Origin of the sequence: Nonomuraea sp. NPDC050227 (genome assembly GCF_044459705.1) — a bacterium.
Lineage (GTDB): Bacteria > Actinomycetota > Actinomycetes > Streptosporangiales > Streptosporangiaceae > Nonomuraea.
In genome coordinates this window covers 941,661-956,627 of the sequence record NZ_JBITJF010000001.1, presented here as the reverse complement: position 1 = coordinate 956,627, position 14,967 = coordinate 941,661, and the positions used below count along the sequence as shown (strand labels likewise).

General features: G+C 71.9%; 16 protein-coding genes. 9 read left to right on the top strand and 7 right to left on the bottom strand.

Annotation, left to right across the window (positions count from 1 at the left end):
* The first annotated feature begins 56 nt into the window (after positions 1 to 56).
* The gene (locus ACIBK9_RS05165) at positions 57 to 1,220 is read left to right on the top strand and encodes an FAD-dependent oxidoreductase (protein ID WP_397155277.1); all 1,164 of its coding nucleotides are present in this window, start codon (positions 57 to 59) and stop codon (positions 1,218 to 1,220) included.
* Here ACIBK9_RS05165 and ACIBK9_RS05160 read toward each other — a convergent pair.
* Positions 1,182 to 2,060 (bottom strand): 4-hydroxy-tetrahydrodipicolinate synthase family protein, encoded by an 879-nt coding sequence (locus tag ACIBK9_RS05160; RefSeq protein ID WP_387671679.1) that lies wholly within the window; start codon positions 2,058 to 2,060, stop codon positions 1,182 to 1,184. The two genes, ACIBK9_RS05165 and ACIBK9_RS05160, sit on opposite strands and share 39 nt — an antisense overlap.
* A 71-nt stretch (positions 2,061 to 2,131) precedes the next feature.
* On the opposite strand from ACIBK9_RS05160, the gene ACIBK9_RS05155 reads away from it, so the two are divergent.
* Positions 2,132 to 3,001, top strand: coding sequence for a LysR family transcriptional regulator (locus ACIBK9_RS05155; RefSeq protein ID WP_397155275.1), 870 nt, complete (start codon positions 2,132 to 2,134; stop codon positions 2,999 to 3,001).
* A gap of 25 nt (positions 3,002 to 3,026) precedes the next feature.
* Here ACIBK9_RS05155 and ACIBK9_RS05150 read toward each other — a convergent pair whose 3' ends face one another.
* On the bottom strand, positions 3,027 to 3,614 hold the full coding sequence (locus tag ACIBK9_RS05150; protein ID WP_358291395.1) for a helix-turn-helix domain-containing protein: 588 nt from the start codon (positions 3,612 to 3,614) through the stop codon (positions 3,027 to 3,029).
* An 84-nt stretch (positions 3,615 to 3,698) separates the two neighbouring features.
* Here ACIBK9_RS05150 and ACIBK9_RS05145 point away from each other — a divergent pair, with 84 nt between their 5' ends.
* Positions 3,699 to 4,652 carry a zinc-binding alcohol dehydrogenase family protein gene (locus ACIBK9_RS05145; RefSeq protein WP_397155272.1) on the top strand — a complete coding sequence of 318 codons (954 nt, stop codon included), beginning with the start codon at positions 3,699 to 3,701 and terminating at the stop codon, positions 4,650 to 4,652.
* A 5-nt stretch (positions 4,653 to 4,657) separates the two neighbouring features.
* On the opposite strand, the gene ACIBK9_RS05140 is transcribed toward ACIBK9_RS05145, so the two are convergent.
* On the bottom strand, positions 4,658 to 5,608 hold the full coding sequence (locus ACIBK9_RS05140; RefSeq protein WP_397155270.1) for a serine hydrolase domain-containing protein: 951 nt from the start codon (positions 5,606 to 5,608) through the stop codon (positions 4,658 to 4,660).
* Positions 5,609 to 5,732: 124 nt separating this feature from the next.
* On the opposite strand from ACIBK9_RS05140, the gene ACIBK9_RS05135 reads away from it, so the two are divergent.
* The 3 genes from ACIBK9_RS05135 (at position 5,733) to ACIBK9_RS05125 (ending at position 8,084) form a co-directional block, all read left to right on the top strand.
* Entirely contained in the window at positions 5,733 to 6,716 is a 984-nt protein-coding gene (locus ACIBK9_RS05135) for a polyprenyl synthetase family protein (RefSeq protein WP_397155268.1), read from the top strand.
* Between the two features lie 84 nt (positions 6,717 to 6,800).
* Entirely contained in the window at positions 6,801 to 7,475 is a 675-nt protein-coding gene (locus tag ACIBK9_RS05130; RefSeq protein WP_397155266.1) for a hypothetical protein, read from the top strand.
* A 48-nt stretch (positions 7,476 to 7,523) separates the two neighbouring features.
* The gene (locus ACIBK9_RS05125) at positions 7,524 to 8,084 is read left to right on the top strand and encodes a hypothetical protein (protein WP_397155264.1); all 561 of its coding nucleotides are present in this window, start codon (positions 7,524 to 7,526) and stop codon (positions 8,082 to 8,084) included.
* Here the strand turns inward: ACIBK9_RS05125 and ACIBK9_RS05120 are convergent.
* Both ACIBK9_RS05120 and ACIBK9_RS05115 read right to left on the bottom strand, forming a co-directional pair.
* Positions 8,062 to 9,492 (bottom strand): MFS transporter, encoded by a 1,431-nt coding sequence (locus ACIBK9_RS05120; RefSeq protein ID WP_352318361.1) that lies wholly within the window; start codon positions 9,490 to 9,492, stop codon positions 8,062 to 8,064. The two genes, ACIBK9_RS05125 and ACIBK9_RS05120, sit on opposite strands and share 23 nt — an antisense overlap.
* 41 nt (positions 9,493 to 9,533) lie before the next feature.
* The gene (locus ACIBK9_RS05115; RefSeq protein ID WP_397155262.1) at positions 9,534 to 10,262 is read right to left on the bottom strand and encodes a class I SAM-dependent methyltransferase; all 729 of its coding nucleotides are present in this window, start codon (positions 10,260 to 10,262) and stop codon (positions 9,534 to 9,536) included.
* Positions 10,263 to 10,389: 127 nt separating this feature from the next.
* On the opposite strand from ACIBK9_RS05115, the gene ACIBK9_RS05110 reads away from it, so the two are divergent.
* From ACIBK9_RS05110 to ACIBK9_RS05100, 3 genes are all read left to right on the top strand, one after another.
* Positions 10,390 to 11,769, top strand: a complete 1,380-nt coding sequence (locus ACIBK9_RS05110; protein ID WP_397155260.1) for an LCP family protein — start codon at positions 10,390 to 10,392, stop codon at positions 11,767 to 11,769.
* A gap of 99 nt (positions 11,770 to 11,868) precedes the next feature.
* Complete coding sequence (locus ACIBK9_RS05105) at positions 11,869 to 12,798, top strand: ATP-binding protein (RefSeq protein WP_352362146.1); 930 nt, start codon at positions 11,869 to 11,871, stop codon at positions 12,796 to 12,798.
* A 77-nt stretch (positions 12,799 to 12,875) separates the two neighbouring features.
* The gene (locus tag ACIBK9_RS05100) at positions 12,876 to 13,262 is read left to right on the top strand and encodes an SCO5389 family protein (protein ID WP_358291377.1); all 387 of its coding nucleotides are present in this window, start codon (positions 12,876 to 12,878) and stop codon (positions 13,260 to 13,262) included.
* A gap of 35 nt (positions 13,263 to 13,297) precedes the next feature.
* Here ACIBK9_RS05100 and ACIBK9_RS05095 read toward each other — a convergent pair whose 3' ends face one another.
* Both ACIBK9_RS05095 and ACIBK9_RS05090 read right to left on the bottom strand, forming a co-directional pair.
* Positions 13,298 to 14,278, bottom strand: a complete 981-nt coding sequence (locus ACIBK9_RS05095) for an LLM class flavin-dependent oxidoreductase (RefSeq protein ID WP_397155257.1) — start codon at positions 14,276 to 14,278, stop codon at positions 13,298 to 13,300.
* A gap of 17 nt (positions 14,279 to 14,295) precedes the next feature.
* Entirely contained in the window at positions 14,296 to 14,967 is a 672-nt protein-coding gene (locus tag ACIBK9_RS05090; RefSeq protein ID WP_397155255.1) for a ribonuclease HII, read from the bottom strand.

Genomic DNA, 14,967 nt, shown 5'->3' with positions numbered 1-14,967 from the left:
GACATCCCGCCACCCGCGCTCATATATTTCGTTCGGTCGAACGAAAGGATACCAGCATGAAGGCTCTGATCATAGGCTGCGGGATCGGCGGGCCCGTCACGGCGATGGCCCTTCAGGCGGCCGGCATCGACGCCGAGATCCACGAGGCGTACCCGCGGGGCGCCGAGAACGTCGGCTCGTTCCTCAACCTCGCCTCCAACGGCCTGGCCGCCCTGCGCGTGCTCGGCGTCCACCGCGAGGTGCTGTCGTCGGCCATCCCCACCCCGCGCATGGTCATGTGGAGCGGCACCGGCAAGCGCCTCGGCGAGGTGGCCAACGGCCTGCGCCTCGACGACGGCACGGTCAGCCACACCGTGCTCCGCTCCGACCTCTACGGCGCCCTGCGCGACGAGGCCGCCCGGCGCGGCATCCCCATCGCCTACGGCCGGCGCCTGGTCTCCTACGACGACACCGGCGACCAGGTCGTGGCGACCTTCGAGGACGGCGCCTCGGCCGCCGGCGACCTGCTGATCGCCTGCGACGGCGTGCACTCGCGCACCCGTTCGCTGCTCGACCCCGGCGCGCCCGGCCCGCGCTACAGCGGCCTGTACAGCTTCGGCGGCATCGTCAGGAACACCGCGCGCAACGAATTCGGCGGGTTCGGCGGCGAGCCCGGCGTCTACGACATGGTCTTCGGCAAGCGGGCCTTCTTCGGCTGCACGGTGACCGAGTCGGGCGACATGTGGTGGTTCGCGAACCTGCCCAGACGGCTCGGCGACGTGCCCGCCGACTGGCGGCCCGTCCTGGCGGCGGCGTTCGAGGGGGACGCGAACCCCTCGGCCGACCTCGTCCGCCGCGGCCCCGTGGGCCCGGCGCTGCCGGTGTACGACCTGCCGCCGGTGCCCGTCTGGCACCGGGGCCGCGTCCTGCTCACCGGGGACGCCGCCCACGCCACCTCGCCCAGCTCCGGCCAGGGCGCCTCGCTGGCCGTCGAGGACGCGGTCGTGCTGGCCAGGTGCCTGCGCGAGGCGAAGGACCACCGCGCGGCGTTCGAGCGGTTCGAGGCCGAGCGGCGGCCGAGGGTCGAGCGGGTGGTCGCCTACTCCAGGACGATCAGCAACAGCAAGGCCGCGGGCCCGGTCGCCCGGGTCTTCCGCGACCTGATGCTGCCGATGTTCCTGAAGCGCGGCGCGAGCCAGGAGTCACTGGCCTGGATGTACCGCCACCAGGTCGGCCTGTGACACCGCGGCGGCGGAGGCGGGCAGCAGCGGCAGCCGCACGTCCGGCGTCGGGATCAGGCCCCTGGCGTGCAGGACGCCCTTGATCACGGTCGGGTTGGGCTCGGCGAAGAGCGCGCGGGAGACCTGGGCCAGCCGGTGCCCGAGCGGACGCGCGGTGGCCACGTCACCCGCTAGCCAGGCGTCGACCAGCTCGACGAAGCTCCTGGTCAGCACGTGCGCCGAGGCCAGGATGCCGCCGGTGGCGCCGAGCGCGAGCAGCGGCGAGACGAACGCGTCGTCGCCGCCCAGCACCTCGAAGCCGTCGGGCAGGTCCGCGAGCAGGTCCACCGTGTCCTGGTCGATGCCGCCGGCGGCGTACTTGACGCCCGCGATGTTCGGGTGCTCCCCGACGGCCCGCAGCGTCGCGGCGCCCACGGCCTGCCCGGTCCGGTAGGGGATGTGGTAGATCACCAGCGGCACGGGTGACGCCTCGGCCAGCGCCTCGAAGTGCGCGATCACGCCGCGCTCGCCGGGCCGCAGGAAGTACGGCACGGTCACCAGGGCCGCGTCCACCCCGGCGGGCAGCTCGCGCAGCGCCGCGGCGGTCGTGCGGGTGTCGTTCCCGGTCACGCCGACGGTCAGCAGCGCCCGGCGCTCGGCGCACACGCGTACGCAGGTCTCGACCACCAGGGCCCGCTCGCCGGGGTCGAGGGCGGCCACCTCGGCCGTCGTCCCCAGCGCCACCAGACCGGCCGCGCCCTCGTCGAGCATCTGCCGGGCGAGCTTCTCGACCGCGTCGGCGGCCACCTCCCCCGACGACGTGAACGGCGTGACCAGCGGTACGTGGATTCCTCTCAGCATGCTTCGAGCCTGCCGCCCGCAGACCTGTTAGGTCCAGTTCGGATTTCTTCGTTCGAGCTTAAGATGGACTTATGCTCGACCCACGCAAGCTCCACCTGCTCCGCGAGCTGGCCAGGCGCGGCACGATCACCGCCGTGGCCGAGGCGGTCACCTTCACCCCCTCGGCGGTCTCGCAGCAGCTCAGCGCCCTGGAACGGGAGGCGGGCGTGCCGCTGCTGGAACGCACCGGGCGCACGGTCACGCTCACCCCGGCCGGGCTGCTGCTGGTCGAGCACGCGCAGGCCGTCCTGGAACAGCTCGAACGCGCCTCGGCCGCGCTCGCCGCGGCCCGGGGCGGGCCGTCGGGGCCCCTGCGGATCGGCGCGTTCCCGACGGCCACCCGCGTGCTGCTGCCCCCTGCGCTCGCCCGCCTGGCCGCGGACTGTCCCGGGCTGGAGCCGATGGTGGCCGAGATCGACCCCGCCGACGTCTCGGCGGCGCTGCGCGCGGGCGAGCTCGACGTCGCCCTCGTGCACGAGTACGACTTCGTGCCCCCGGTCACCGACGCCTCCATCGAGACCGAGCCGCTGTTCACCGAGCCGATGTACCTGACCGACCGGGCCCGCGTCCTCGACGCCCGCGACGACCCGTGGATCACCGGCAAGCCGGGCACGCTCTGCCACACCATGGCGATCAGGGCCTGCCAGGCGGCCGGGTTCGAGCCCAAGGTCCGGCATCACATCGACGACTTCGACACCGTGCTCGCCTTCGCCGCCGCCGGTCAGGGCGTCGCGCTCGTACCCAGGCTGGCGGCGCTCACCCCGCCGGACGGCGTCTCGCTGACCCGCCTGCCCCTGAGCCGCCGCACGCGGGCGGCCTTCCGCCGCGGCTACGGCGACCATCCGGCGGTCCGCGCGGCCGTCGCCGCCTTCCACACCGCCGCCACCACCCTCCCCCTCTGACGTCCGTACCCGCCGGTCCTCCGGGCTAAGGGGCGGGCCTGCCGAGCAGGCCCTCGGCGAGGGCGGCGAAACTGCGGGCGAGCCGCGCGCTGTCCCCCGCCCGCAACCGGCTCGCGATCGGCTCCATGTGCAGGGACCCGAGCAGCAGGTGCGCGATCTCGTCCGCGTCCACGTCGGGGCGGCCCTCCGTGATCAGGGCGGTGACGTGCCGGTGCCAGCCGGTGTAGATCGGGTTGGTCTCCCGGGGCTCGGATCTGCTGGTCGCGACCGCGTGCTCGTGCGCGGCCACCAGGTTGCCGTTGCGCGCCGCCAGCTCGGCCACCGCGCCCAGGAAGGCGACCAGCCGCTCGACGGGCGGCGCTCCGGGGCCGAGCGGCGGCGGCCCCTCGGCCACCGCCTTGTCCAGCTCGCGGGCCCGCTCGCTCATCAGCTCGCGCATCAGCCCGGTACGGCTGCCGAACCGGTGGAACACCGTCCCCTTGCCCACGCCGGCGGCCACCGCCACCCGCTCGACGGAGACCTGCTCGGGCGGGTGGCGGCGGAGCAGTTCCTCCGCCGCCCGCAGGATCGCCCGCCTGTTGCGCGCGGCGTCGGCCCGCTCTTGACGTTCCATCCGGTCATTGTTGCCCATAGACAAACTTGACCAGCGGTCCATATATTAACTGGACCAACGGTTCAGATACAGACGGGAACAACCATGCGCGCCATCCAGCTCGACGCCCTCGGCGGCCCCGAGACCCTGCGGCCGGTGGACCTGCCCCGCCCGCGCCCCGAGGCGGGCCAGGTCCTCCTCCGCGCACAGGCGATCGGCGTCAGCTACGCCGAGACGCAGATCCGCTCGGGCGCGCTGCCGTTCCCGCTGCCGCTGCCCGTCGTGCCCGGCGCGGAAGCGGTCGGCGAGGTCGTCGAGACCGGCGAGGGCGTGGACGACGGCCTGCTCGGCACCGTACGCGTGGGGGTGACCGGCGGGCTGGGCGCCTACGCCGAGTACGTGGCCATGCCCGCCGCCCTGACCTGCCCCGTCCCCGAGGACGTGCCGCCCCTGGCGGCCCTGGCCGGGGCCGCGCCCGGCGCGATCGCCCTCGCCCTGCTGCACCGGGCGCGGCTCGGCGGCGGGGAGACCGTGCTGGTCGAGGCGGGTGCCAGTACGATCGGCGGCTACCTGGTCGCGCACGCCAAGGAGTTCGGGGCGGCCCGGGTGATCGCCACCGCGGGCTCGCCGGCCAAGCGGCAGCGGGCCCTCGATCTGGGCGCCGACCAGGCCCTGGACCACGGCGACCCGAGCTGGCCGGACGCGCTGCCGGACGTCGACGTGGCCTTCGAGTCGATCGGCGGCGCGTCGGCCCGGCGGGTGCTCGACCGGCTCGTGCCCGGCACCGGGCGGATGTTGTTCTACGGCATGCTGAGCGGCGAACCCGCCGCCGTCACGGCCGCCGACCTGATGGAACGCGGCGTGACCGTCGTCGGCTGCGGCGGCCCCGGCTGGGCCGGCCAGGTGTTCGGCACTCACTATCCCGAGATGCTGGCCCGGCTCGGCTCAGGACGCAGCCGCGCCGTCGTCCACGAGACCCTGCCGCTGGCCGAGGCGGCGAAGGCCCACCGCCTCCTGGAGTCGCGCGCGGTCACGGGCCGCGTCCTGCTGGTGCCGTGAGCGGCTCAGCGGTCGAGGACGGCGTCCAGCACGGCCGTGGCGCTGACCTGCTCGGCGTTGTAGTCGCCGGCCGTCACCGCGACGACCAGCTCCTCGCCGGGCAGCACGAGCAGCCGCTGGCCGCCGTTCCCGATCGCCTCGGTCCACGGCCGGTCGCCGGTGCTCACGTACCACTGGTAGCCGTAGCGGAAGTCGCCGTCGATGACGACGCGGGGCCGCGTCATCTCGCGCACCCACTGCTCGGGGACGATGCCCAGCCCGCCGCCGAGCACCAGCCGGCCGAGCGCGGCCAGGTCGAGGGGCCGCAGCCGCAGCCCGGCCGCGGCCATCGCCACGCCGTCCGTGCCCTTGACCCACTCGGTCCTGGTGATGCCCAGCGGCTCGAACAGCGCCTTGGCGGCGTACTCCGCCAGCGGTTCGCCGGCGCCCCGCGCGATGAGCCCGCCGAGCAGGGCCGAGGCGCCGCCGCAGTACCGCCACCGCTTCCCGGCCTCCTCGACCACCGGACGTTCCAGGATGAACCGGTACCGGTCAGGAGCGAGCTCCATCGCGATCTCGCTGTTGGCCGGGCTCGTGTACGGCAGGTCCTCGTTCCAGTCGATCCCGAGCGTCATGGTGAGCGCGTGCGCGACGGTGAGATGCGCCCGGCCCGGATCAGCCACCAGGTCCGGATATTCGGGGAACTGCTCCACCAGCCTGGCGTCCGGCGGCGGCACCAGCCCGTCGCGCAGGGCCACGCCGTACAGCAGCGCGACCACGCTCTTGGTGACCGACCGCACGTCGTGCGGCGTGTCGCGGTCGAACACGACGTGCCGGGGCTCCTCGGTGATCCGCTGGTCGACGCCCGCGCCGTAGTGCTCGACGACGACCTCGCCGCCCCGCATGACCACGACCGCGTGCAGATTGGGCGCCGTGCCGGCCTTCAGGACCGCCTCGACCCGCTCCGCCATTCCCATGATGTCCTCCTAAGCCCGGGGGACATCCTGTCGTACCCGCTCGCACGATGTCAGGGTCAAGGGCTGAGAGCGTCCTCAGCGTCTCTCAGGAGGGGCACAGCGGCGCGGGAGCAGGCTTGGCCCCATGGAGCAACTCGTGAACAGCCCCGCCGTCAGCCAGGGTCTGCGCAAGGTCGAGGCCAGGATCAGGCGGCTCAGCGGCTCGTCCGCGCTGCCGGGGATCAACGCGGGCGCCGGGCGGATCGTCAGCGCCGGAGGCAAGCGGTGGCGTCCGGCGCTGACGCTGGCGACCTCGCTCGCCCTGGGCAAGGCCCCCGACCGCCGGGTGATCACGGCCGCCGCGTGCGTGGAGCTGATCCACGCCGGCTCGCTCGTGCACGACGACCTCATGGACCGGGCGACCGAGCGGCGCGGCACCCGTACGCTCAACGCCGAGCTGGGCGAGGGCAAGGCCCTGGTGATCGGCGACTTCATGCTGGCCAGGGCGGGTCTGGCGGCCATCACCGCGGTGTCCAGGCCGGTCGCCGAGGTGCTCGCGGCCACCGTGGTGGAGCTGGCCGAGGGCCAGTACCTGGAGACGAGCGACCTGTTCAACCCGGCCAGGACCAGGGAGAGCGCGCTGCGTTCGATCACCGGCAAGACCGCCGCGCTGTTCCGGGCCGGCTGCCTGGTGGCGGCCGTCTGCGCGCGGGCTTCGACCGAGGACCGGGCGCGCGTGGCGGCGTACGGCGAGAAGTTCGGGCTGATCTTCCAGGTGCTGGACGACCTGCTCGACCTGACCGCCTCCAGCGCCCAGCTCGGCAAGCCGGCCGGCAACGACCTGCGGCAGGGCGTCTACAGCCTGCCGCTGCTCCTGTCCGGCGCCGATCTCGGCGACCTGCTCGGCCGCGACATGAGCGACGAGCAGGTGGACGAGGCGCTGCGCCGGCTGCGCGCGGGCGACCTGGTGCCCAACACGCTGGAGTTCTGCCGGGGCCTGGCCTCGGACGCGCTGGCCGCCCTCCCGGTGATCCACGACAGGGAGATCGCGGCCCTGCTGTACGGCCTCCCGACGGCCTACATCGACCACGTCGCGGGGGTGTCGTCGCAGTTGACGGGCGTCAGTTGAGATTTGTTGGAACAATTGGTAGGAATCGCCTCCACAACCCGGCGAATCGCGCTAATACTGGAGTCACGCACTACAGGAGCGCACATGCGAAAGATCCCCCCTCGCATGATGATCCGGGACGACGGGCTTGAGTCCAGTCACTTCCTCCAGCTCGCCGCCGTGGACTTCACCGGCATCTACGCGGTCCACCTGGCCGCGAAGGAAGAACGGCTGAAGATGACCAGGCTCGCCATGAGCCTGTTGTCGGGGCCGTTCCTCGCGGCCATCGCCCTGACCAGCGCCAAGGTGGTGGACCCGCAGAGCCTCACGGAGTGGCAGCGCGTGCCGTGGTACCTGTTCGCCCTGGTCACGGCGTTCGGGGTGCTCAGCGTGCTGCCGTTCCTGCGGCTGATCGAGGCGGTCCGCGCGCACGCCAGGACGGCCCGCGCGATCAACAACTTCCGCCTGCTGTACGCCACCAGGCTCAAGGACCGGCTCGGCTGGAGCCCGAACCTGCCGATCGACCCCCGCTTCCCGGAGACGTACGCGCCGCTGGCCTGGCCCGGCATCAACGTGACCACGCTGGCGCTGGCGAACTCGGCCTACCTGACGGTGGGCCTCACCGGCCTGTGCGGGCAGGCGCCCAACCTGCTCCTGCTCACCTTCGGCATCCTCCTCGTCACGCTGGTCCACTACGCCGTCTACTACGTGCGCTGCAACGTGACCAGGCGGCGCCGGCTCCCGCGCGACCCCTACGAGTTCCCGGATCAGGAGACCTGAATGCCCGGCCCTGCGTCATGGGCGTCATGTGGGGAGGCGTGGATGTGGATGATGCGACATGTCTGGACGGCGGGCACACTCGCCGACGACGACCGCGGCCCCGTGATCGAGGCGCCGTCCGTGCTGTTCGAGATCGCCGAGGTGCGGGGCGACGACCCGATCATCGCGCGGTACGGCGACGCGGAGCGGCTGGCCCTGTACAGCAGGAAGTTCAGCGAGGACGTGATCGTGCCGCCGTTCAAGTACAGCTACGGCGCCCGGATCAGGGGGCAGCTCGCCTGGGCGGCCGACCTGCTGCGGGTCAAGCCGTACAGCAAGAGCGCGTGGATCTCGCTGACCATCCCCGGCGAGCCGTACGACGCGGTGCCCTGCCTGATCGGCGTGGCGTTCCGGATCCGGGACGGCGCGCTCGCCATGACCGCGACCTTCCGCTCCCAGAACGCCTTCACCAGCTACCTCAACTACCTGCCGCTCGCCGAGGTGCACGCGACCATGGCCCGCGACCTGGAACTGGACCGCGGGCCGATGCGGGTGTTCGTGGACGTGCCGCACCTGTACCTGGCCGACAGCACCCAGGTGCTGCGGGTCATGCGGCCCGCGCGGCGGTGAGCGGCGCGGCGATCTCCTCCAGCCCCTTGCGCTCGGCCTTGACCCCGAAGGCCAGCTCGACCAGCCCCGCGACGATCATCACGATCGCGCCGATCGAGAACGCCAGCGCCGTGTCGCCCGGCGCACCGCTCTCGACCAGCGAGGCGAACACGAGCGGGCCGGCGATGCCGCCGGCGGCCGTGCCGATCGCGAAGAAGAAGGCGATGGCCATCGCCCTGGTCTCCATGGGGAAGATCTCGCTCACCGTCAGGTACGCCGCGCTGGCCCCCGCCGAGGCCACGAAGAGCACCACGGACCAGCAGAGGGTCAGCGTCATCGCGGTCAGCGCGCCCTGGTTGAACAGCCAGGCGGTGCCGAGCAGCAGCACCCCGGAGCCGATGTAGGTCGCCGAGATCATGGGGACCCGGCCGACGGTGTCGAAGAGCCTGCCGAGCAGCAGCGGGCCGAGGAAGTTGCCGACCGCGATGATCGCGAAGTAGTAGCCCGTGTGCGAGTCGATCTTGAAGAACGTGGTCAGGATCTGGGCGTACCCGAAGGTGATCGCGTTGTAGAGGAACGCCTGGCCGATGAAGAGCGACAACCCGAGGACCGTGCGCTTGGGATAGAGCGCGACCATCGTGTGCGCGATCTTCAGGAAGCCGATCGACCTGCGCTGGTGGATGGTCATCGACTCCTGCGGCTCGGGCAGGTCCCGGCCGATCTGACGTTCGATGTCGTCCACGATCTGCTCGGCCTCGCGGTCGCGGCCGTGGATGAACAGCCAGCGCGGGCTCTCCGGCACGTTCCTGCGCACCAGGAGGATGGCCAGGCCGAGCACCACCCCCAGCCCGAACGCCACCCGCCAGCCGATGTTGACCGGCAGGTCGTTCAGCAGCGGCACGGTCAGCAGGGCGCCGCCCGCCGCGCCGAGCCAGTAGCTGCCGTTGATGATGATGTCGATGCGTCCCCGGTGGTGGCTCGGGATCAGCTCGTCGATGGCCGAGTTGATGGCCGCGTACTCGCCGCCGATGCCGAAACCGGTCATGAAGCGGAACAGGAAGAACCACCACGCGTCGAAGGACAGGGCGGTCATCAGCGTCGCCGCGAGGTAGACCACGAGCGTCAGCAGGAACAGCTTCTTCCTGCCGAACCTGTCGGTCAGCCAGCCGAAGAACAGCGCCCCCACGCAGGCCCCGGCCACGTAGAGGGCCGCGGCGAGGCCGGCGACCTGCGCCTGGGTGATGTCCAGGCCGCTGCCGGGCTTGGCGAGCTGCCCGGACAGGTTGCCGACGATGGTGACCTCCAGCCCGTCGAGCACCCATACCGTGCCGAGGCCGATGACGATCATCCAGTGCCAGCGGGACCACGGCAGCCGGTCCAGCCGTGCGGGCACCTTGGTAGTTACGGTGCCGGTATCCACGTCGCTCATAAGGGCACTTGGGTACCCGGTAAACGGATGGCAAACGTTCCCTACAGGGCAGGTTTTCTGGCCTCGACCAGGGTGGTGCCGAACCAGGGGCCGCCGTACCACAGACGGGCGCCCAGGTCGCGCCGGCGGATGTCGATCACGCCCAGGTCGCGCAGGGCGTCCTCGTAATCGGGCGCGTACCGGAAGTCGGCGATCAGCATGAGCCCGCCGGGCCGCAGCACCCGATGGGCCTCCGTGATCGCCCGCCGGCGGCCTTCGGCGGAGGGGATGTTGTGGATCGCCAGGCTCGACACGACGACGTCGAACGCGCCGTCCTCGAACGGCAGGTCGCGCATGTCGCCCGTGACCAGCTCGACCCGGTCGGCGACGCCTTCGGCCGCGGCGTTGGCCAGGGTGACGGCCGCGGCGTTGCCCGACTGGTCCTTCGAGCTCCACAGGTCGACGCCGGCCGCCCGTCCGGAGGTGAGCCGGGCGGCGGCGGCCAGCAGCACCGCGCCGCGTCCGCAGCCGAGGTCGAGCACCCGCTCACCGCCTTCGAGCGGCTCCAGCAGCTCGGCCCAGACGGCGAACTTGCCGCGGCGCGTGGTGTAGAGGTAGCTGGCCGCGCTGGCCAGCGTGTAGAGCCCGCCGAAGGCGAAGGCGATCCCGGCGGCGGGGATGTCCAGCACGAAGGAGAGCGCCGCGAGAGCCAGCAGGACGATCGCCCCGAAGAGCAGTCCGCCGAGGGCCCACGGTGCGTCGAATCCGTAGCTACCGTGTCGAGTGCTCACTCTCACGTTATATCTCAAGAGGGTCTTGACCGGGAATTGAGCAAACACTTCCCCTTCACCCTCAATTGGCCCGCAACGCAATAACTATGGTGACTTGGATGGGCTGGCATTGGGGGTTTGACCAGGCATGACAGGGAAACAACGCGAATTCGGCCTAGGAGCGAGCATCGCGCTGACGGTGGCGTCGGCCGCGCTGTGGGGGGTGGCGCACCTGGCCACCCACCGTCACCGGATGGGCATCGCCCTCATGGCGGCCTACGTGCTGATGCTCGCCGGCGTCCTGACGGTGTTCACCGCGTTCAGCACCCGGCTGCTGTCGCTGGCGGTCCAGCCCGGCTGGCTCACGGTGCTCACCGTGGCGCTGGTCGGGATCGCGCTGGCGTGGACCGCGGTGATCATCCGGTCGTTCCTGCTCGTCCGTCCCGACTCCTCCGACACCGCCGGACGTTTCCTGACCACCACGCTCGCGGCCGCCCTCTGCGCGCTCGTCCTGGCCCCCACCGCGTACGCCACCCGCATGGCCTACCTGTCCCGCGACGTCGTCAGCCATGTCTTCGCCACCACCACCAGCAGCGCCCCCGTCGTCGCCCAGGACCCGTGGAACGGCGCGAAGCGCGTCAACTTCCTGCTGATCGGCGCGGACGCCGCCCCCGGCCGCCCCGGCGTGCGCACCGACAGCATGACCGTGGCCAGCGTGGACACCGAGACCGGCGCCACCACCCTGTTCGGCCTGCCGCGCAACCTGCAGAAGGTCCAGCTTCCGCACGGCCCGGCCAGGAGCCGCTTCCCCTTCGGCTTCACCGGTGACGGCCCCAGCACCCCCGGCCTGCTCAACGAGATCTTCCAGTACGCCGAGGACCACCCGGAGGTGGTGCCCGGCGTGGGCAAGGGCAAGCGCGGCCCGTCGCTGCTCAAGCGCACCGTCAGCGACATCCTCGGCATCCCGGTCAGCTACTACGCCATGGTCGACATGAAGGGCTTCGCCGAGATCGTCGACGCGATGGGCGGCGTCCGGGTCACCGTCAAGGACCCCATCGTGTACGGCAAGTACCGCGAGGGCCTGCTGCCCGCCGGCACCCGCAAACTGTCCGGCGAGGAGGCCCTCTGGTACGGCCGCTCCCGCACCGACAGCGACGACTACGTCCGCATGGGCCGCCAGAAGTGCCTGCTCAACGCGGTCGCCAAGCAGGCCGATCCGATGACCGTGCTCAAGAGCTTCGAGAAGCTGGCCGCGGCCACCAAGCGGGCCATCTCCAGCGACGTACCCCAGGACCTGCTGCCCGCCCTGATCGAGCTGTCGGACAAGGTGAAGGACACCAGGATCCGGAGCCTCAGCTTCGTCCCGCCGCTGATCAGCACCGTCACGCCCGACTGGTACCTGATCAGGCGCAAGGTCTCCGAGGCCCTGGACGAGCGCCCGGCCAACCGGTCGGCGAGCGCGCACCACTCCGCCGCCCCGACCCAGGACCCGGAGAATCCGGCCAGCCTGGACGCCGCCTGCGGCTGAACCCTCACCTTTCCGACAGCCATCACCCCAGCACGGAGTGTGGCATGATGGTGCGCGGGCCAAACGGAAACGATTTTCATCGTCATTTCAGGAGCGCACGTGAGAGTGGCATTCGTCGGCAAGGGCGGCAGCGGGAAGACGACGATCTCGGCGCTGTTCGCGCGGCACGTGGCGGCCCAGGGCGACCCGGTGGTCGTCATGGACGCCGACATCAACCAGCACCTGGCCCTGGTGCTCGGCCTCGACGCCCAGCCCGAGCCGCTCGGGGCCCACCTCACCGAGATCAAAGACCTGCTGCGCGGCGACAACCCGCGCATCGCCTCGGCCGAGACCATGGTCAAGACCACCCCGCCGGGCCGCGGCTCGCGCCTGCTGGGCTTCGACGACCTGGCCGCGCTCGACTACGCCGTGACCACCCCCCATGGCCTGCGTCTGCTGGCCACGGGCCCGTTCGACGACGACGACCTCGGCGTGGCCTGCTACCACTCGAAGGTCGGCGCGGTGGAGCTGCTGCTCAACCACCTGGTCGACGGCCAGGGCGAATACGTCGTGGTCGACATGACCGCCGGCTCCGACTCCTTCGCCTCCGGGCTGTTCACCCGGTTCGACCTGACCTTCCTCGTCGCCGAGCCCACCAGGCAGGGCGTGAGCGTCTACCAGCAGTACCGCGACCACGCGGCCAAGTACGACGTCGCGCTCGCCGTGGTCGGCAACAAGGTCCACGGCCCGTCCGACGTGGAGTTCCTCCGCGCGCACGTGGGCGACGACCTGCTGACCTGGATGGAGCACTCCTCGGCGGTGCGCGCCATGGAGCAGGGCCGCCACTTCACGCTCGACGATCTGGAGCCGGCCAACACCGAGGCGCTGGCCGTCCTGCGCAAGACCCTCGACGCGCAGGAGAAGGACTGGCCGCGCTTCGGCCGCCAGACCGCGGAGTTCCACCTGCGCAACGCCCGCGCGTGGGCCAACGCCCGCACGGGAGCCGACCTGGCGGAGCAGATCGATCCTGACTTCGTCTACGGCCCCTAAAACGCACCTCCAGGCCTCTGGAGCTACCCACTTCTCCCACATAACGTCAGATTCGATCCCCTTCGAGAGGAGACAGCATGTCGCTGACCGTCCCGAACGATCTGCTGGACCAGGCCCGAGCCGGAGACGTGGACGACGCCGCGTTCGTCGCCTGCGTCCGCGACTCACTCCCCTACGCGTGGTCGCTGATCAGCGAGCTGGTCGCCGAGCGCGCGCAGAGCGGAGCCGAGTTCGCCGACAACCAGGTGCCACCGCCGTCCGAGGAGGCACGCGGCCAGCTCCTGCGGTGTCTGGCGAGCGACGCGATGCGCGGCGCGCTCGAACGCCACTTCGGCGTACGGCTGGCCTTCCAGAACTGCCACCGGGTCGCCGTCTTCGACCCGTCGGCCACCAAGGCCCTCGACGAGTTCGTCACCCCGCGGGCCCAGATCCTCAACCAGAAACCGGAGCTGGTCGACTGCTGAACCCATGGGCGAGCCGGGCCGTCCCGGCTCGCCCGTCAGTCCGCCAACAGGGGGATGACCTCGGCGCCGATGCGGCGCACGTCCTCCAGGGCCCGCCGGTGGTCGCCGATGCCCTCCACGGTCAGGATCACGTGCTCGATCCCGGTGCTCTCGGCCGTGCGGCGCAGCACCTCGGCGCAGTGGGCGGGCGTGCCGACCGGATGGATGCGCGTCAGCAGGTCGACGTAGGCGGTGACGTCCCGCGAGGGGCGTGGCCGGCCGTCCACCGGCAGGTAACCGGCCAGCCCGGGGCCCAGCCACGCGGGCATCGACTCCTTCAGCTCACGGACGGCCGCCTCGGTCGAGTCGGCCACGTGCGCCACCCCGGCCGCCAGGTGCCCCACGGGGCTCCCGCCCCGCGCGACGTGCTCGGCGACCAGCAGGGCCTTGTCGTGGTCGCCGATGTGCATGCCGAGCAGCATCGGCAGCCCGCGCTCGGCCGCCAGCGCCACCGTCGAGCCCGACGTGCACGCCACCACGGGCCGCAGCCGGGCCCGCGGCACCAGGGCGACCTGCCTGAACAGGAAGAACTCCCCCTCGGCCGCCACCGACCCCGTGGACAGGGCCTCGACCAGCAGGTCGAGCGACTCGGCGAAGCCCCGCTCGAACCGGTCGAGCCCGGTGCCGAACACCTCCAGGTCGACCCACGGGCCGCCCCTGCCGACGCCGGGCGTGAACCGCCCGCCCGACAGGTGGTGGAGCATGGCCGCCTGCTCGGCCAGCGCCACGGGATGCTGGGACGACAGCACGCTGACCGCCGTGCCGAGCCCGATCCGGCTGGTGCGCCCCGCCGCCACGGCGGCCAGCGTGACCGCCGACGGGCACACGCCGTAGGACATGAAGTGGTGCTCGGCGATCCAGGCGTCGTGGAACCCGGCCGCCTCGGCGGCCTCGATCAGCTCCACCGAGTTCCGCAGGACCTGCCCTGGATCCTGGCCGGGAAAGCAGGCCGCGATGACGAAGATCCCGATCCGCACTCCCCCGATCCTACGGCTCAGCCGAACAGCGCGGCCTGCCCTTCACCCACGAGCGGATCCCTGACCTGCTTCAGATGCCGCCACTGCGGCAGGTCGTCCAGGTAGGACCAGGAGAGCCGGTGGTGCGGTGTGGGGCCGAGCCGGGCCAGGGCGTCCTGGTGGGCGGGCGAGGGGTATCCGGCGTTCTCCGCGAAGCCGTACTCCTCATGCCCGATCGTGCCCATGTAGGCGTCCCGCCGTACCTTGGCCAGGACCGAGGCCGCCGCGACCGAGACGCTGGCCGCGTCGCCCTTGATCTCCAGGCGGACCGGCCAGGGTGCGCCGATGTAGTCGTGCTTGCCGTCGAGGATCACGGCGTCGGGGCGCACCGGCAGGGCTTCCAGCGCCCGGCGGGCGGCCCTGCGCAGCGCCTCGGTCATGCCGAGCGCGTCGATCTCGGCGTGGCTCGCCTCGCCGAACCCGATGCCGGCCGCCCATGCGGTCAGCTCGTCGGCGAGCGGGCCGCGTTTGGCGGCCGAGACCTGCTTGGAGTCGGTCAGGCCGGGCGGCGGCTCGGACAGATCGGTCACGACGGCGCAGACCGTCACCGGCCCCGCCCACGCGCCCCTGCCCACCTCGTCGACGCCCGCGACCGTGCGGGTGCTCGGCATGGACAGCAGGAGCTGCTCGATCTCGTACGTCGGCGCCAT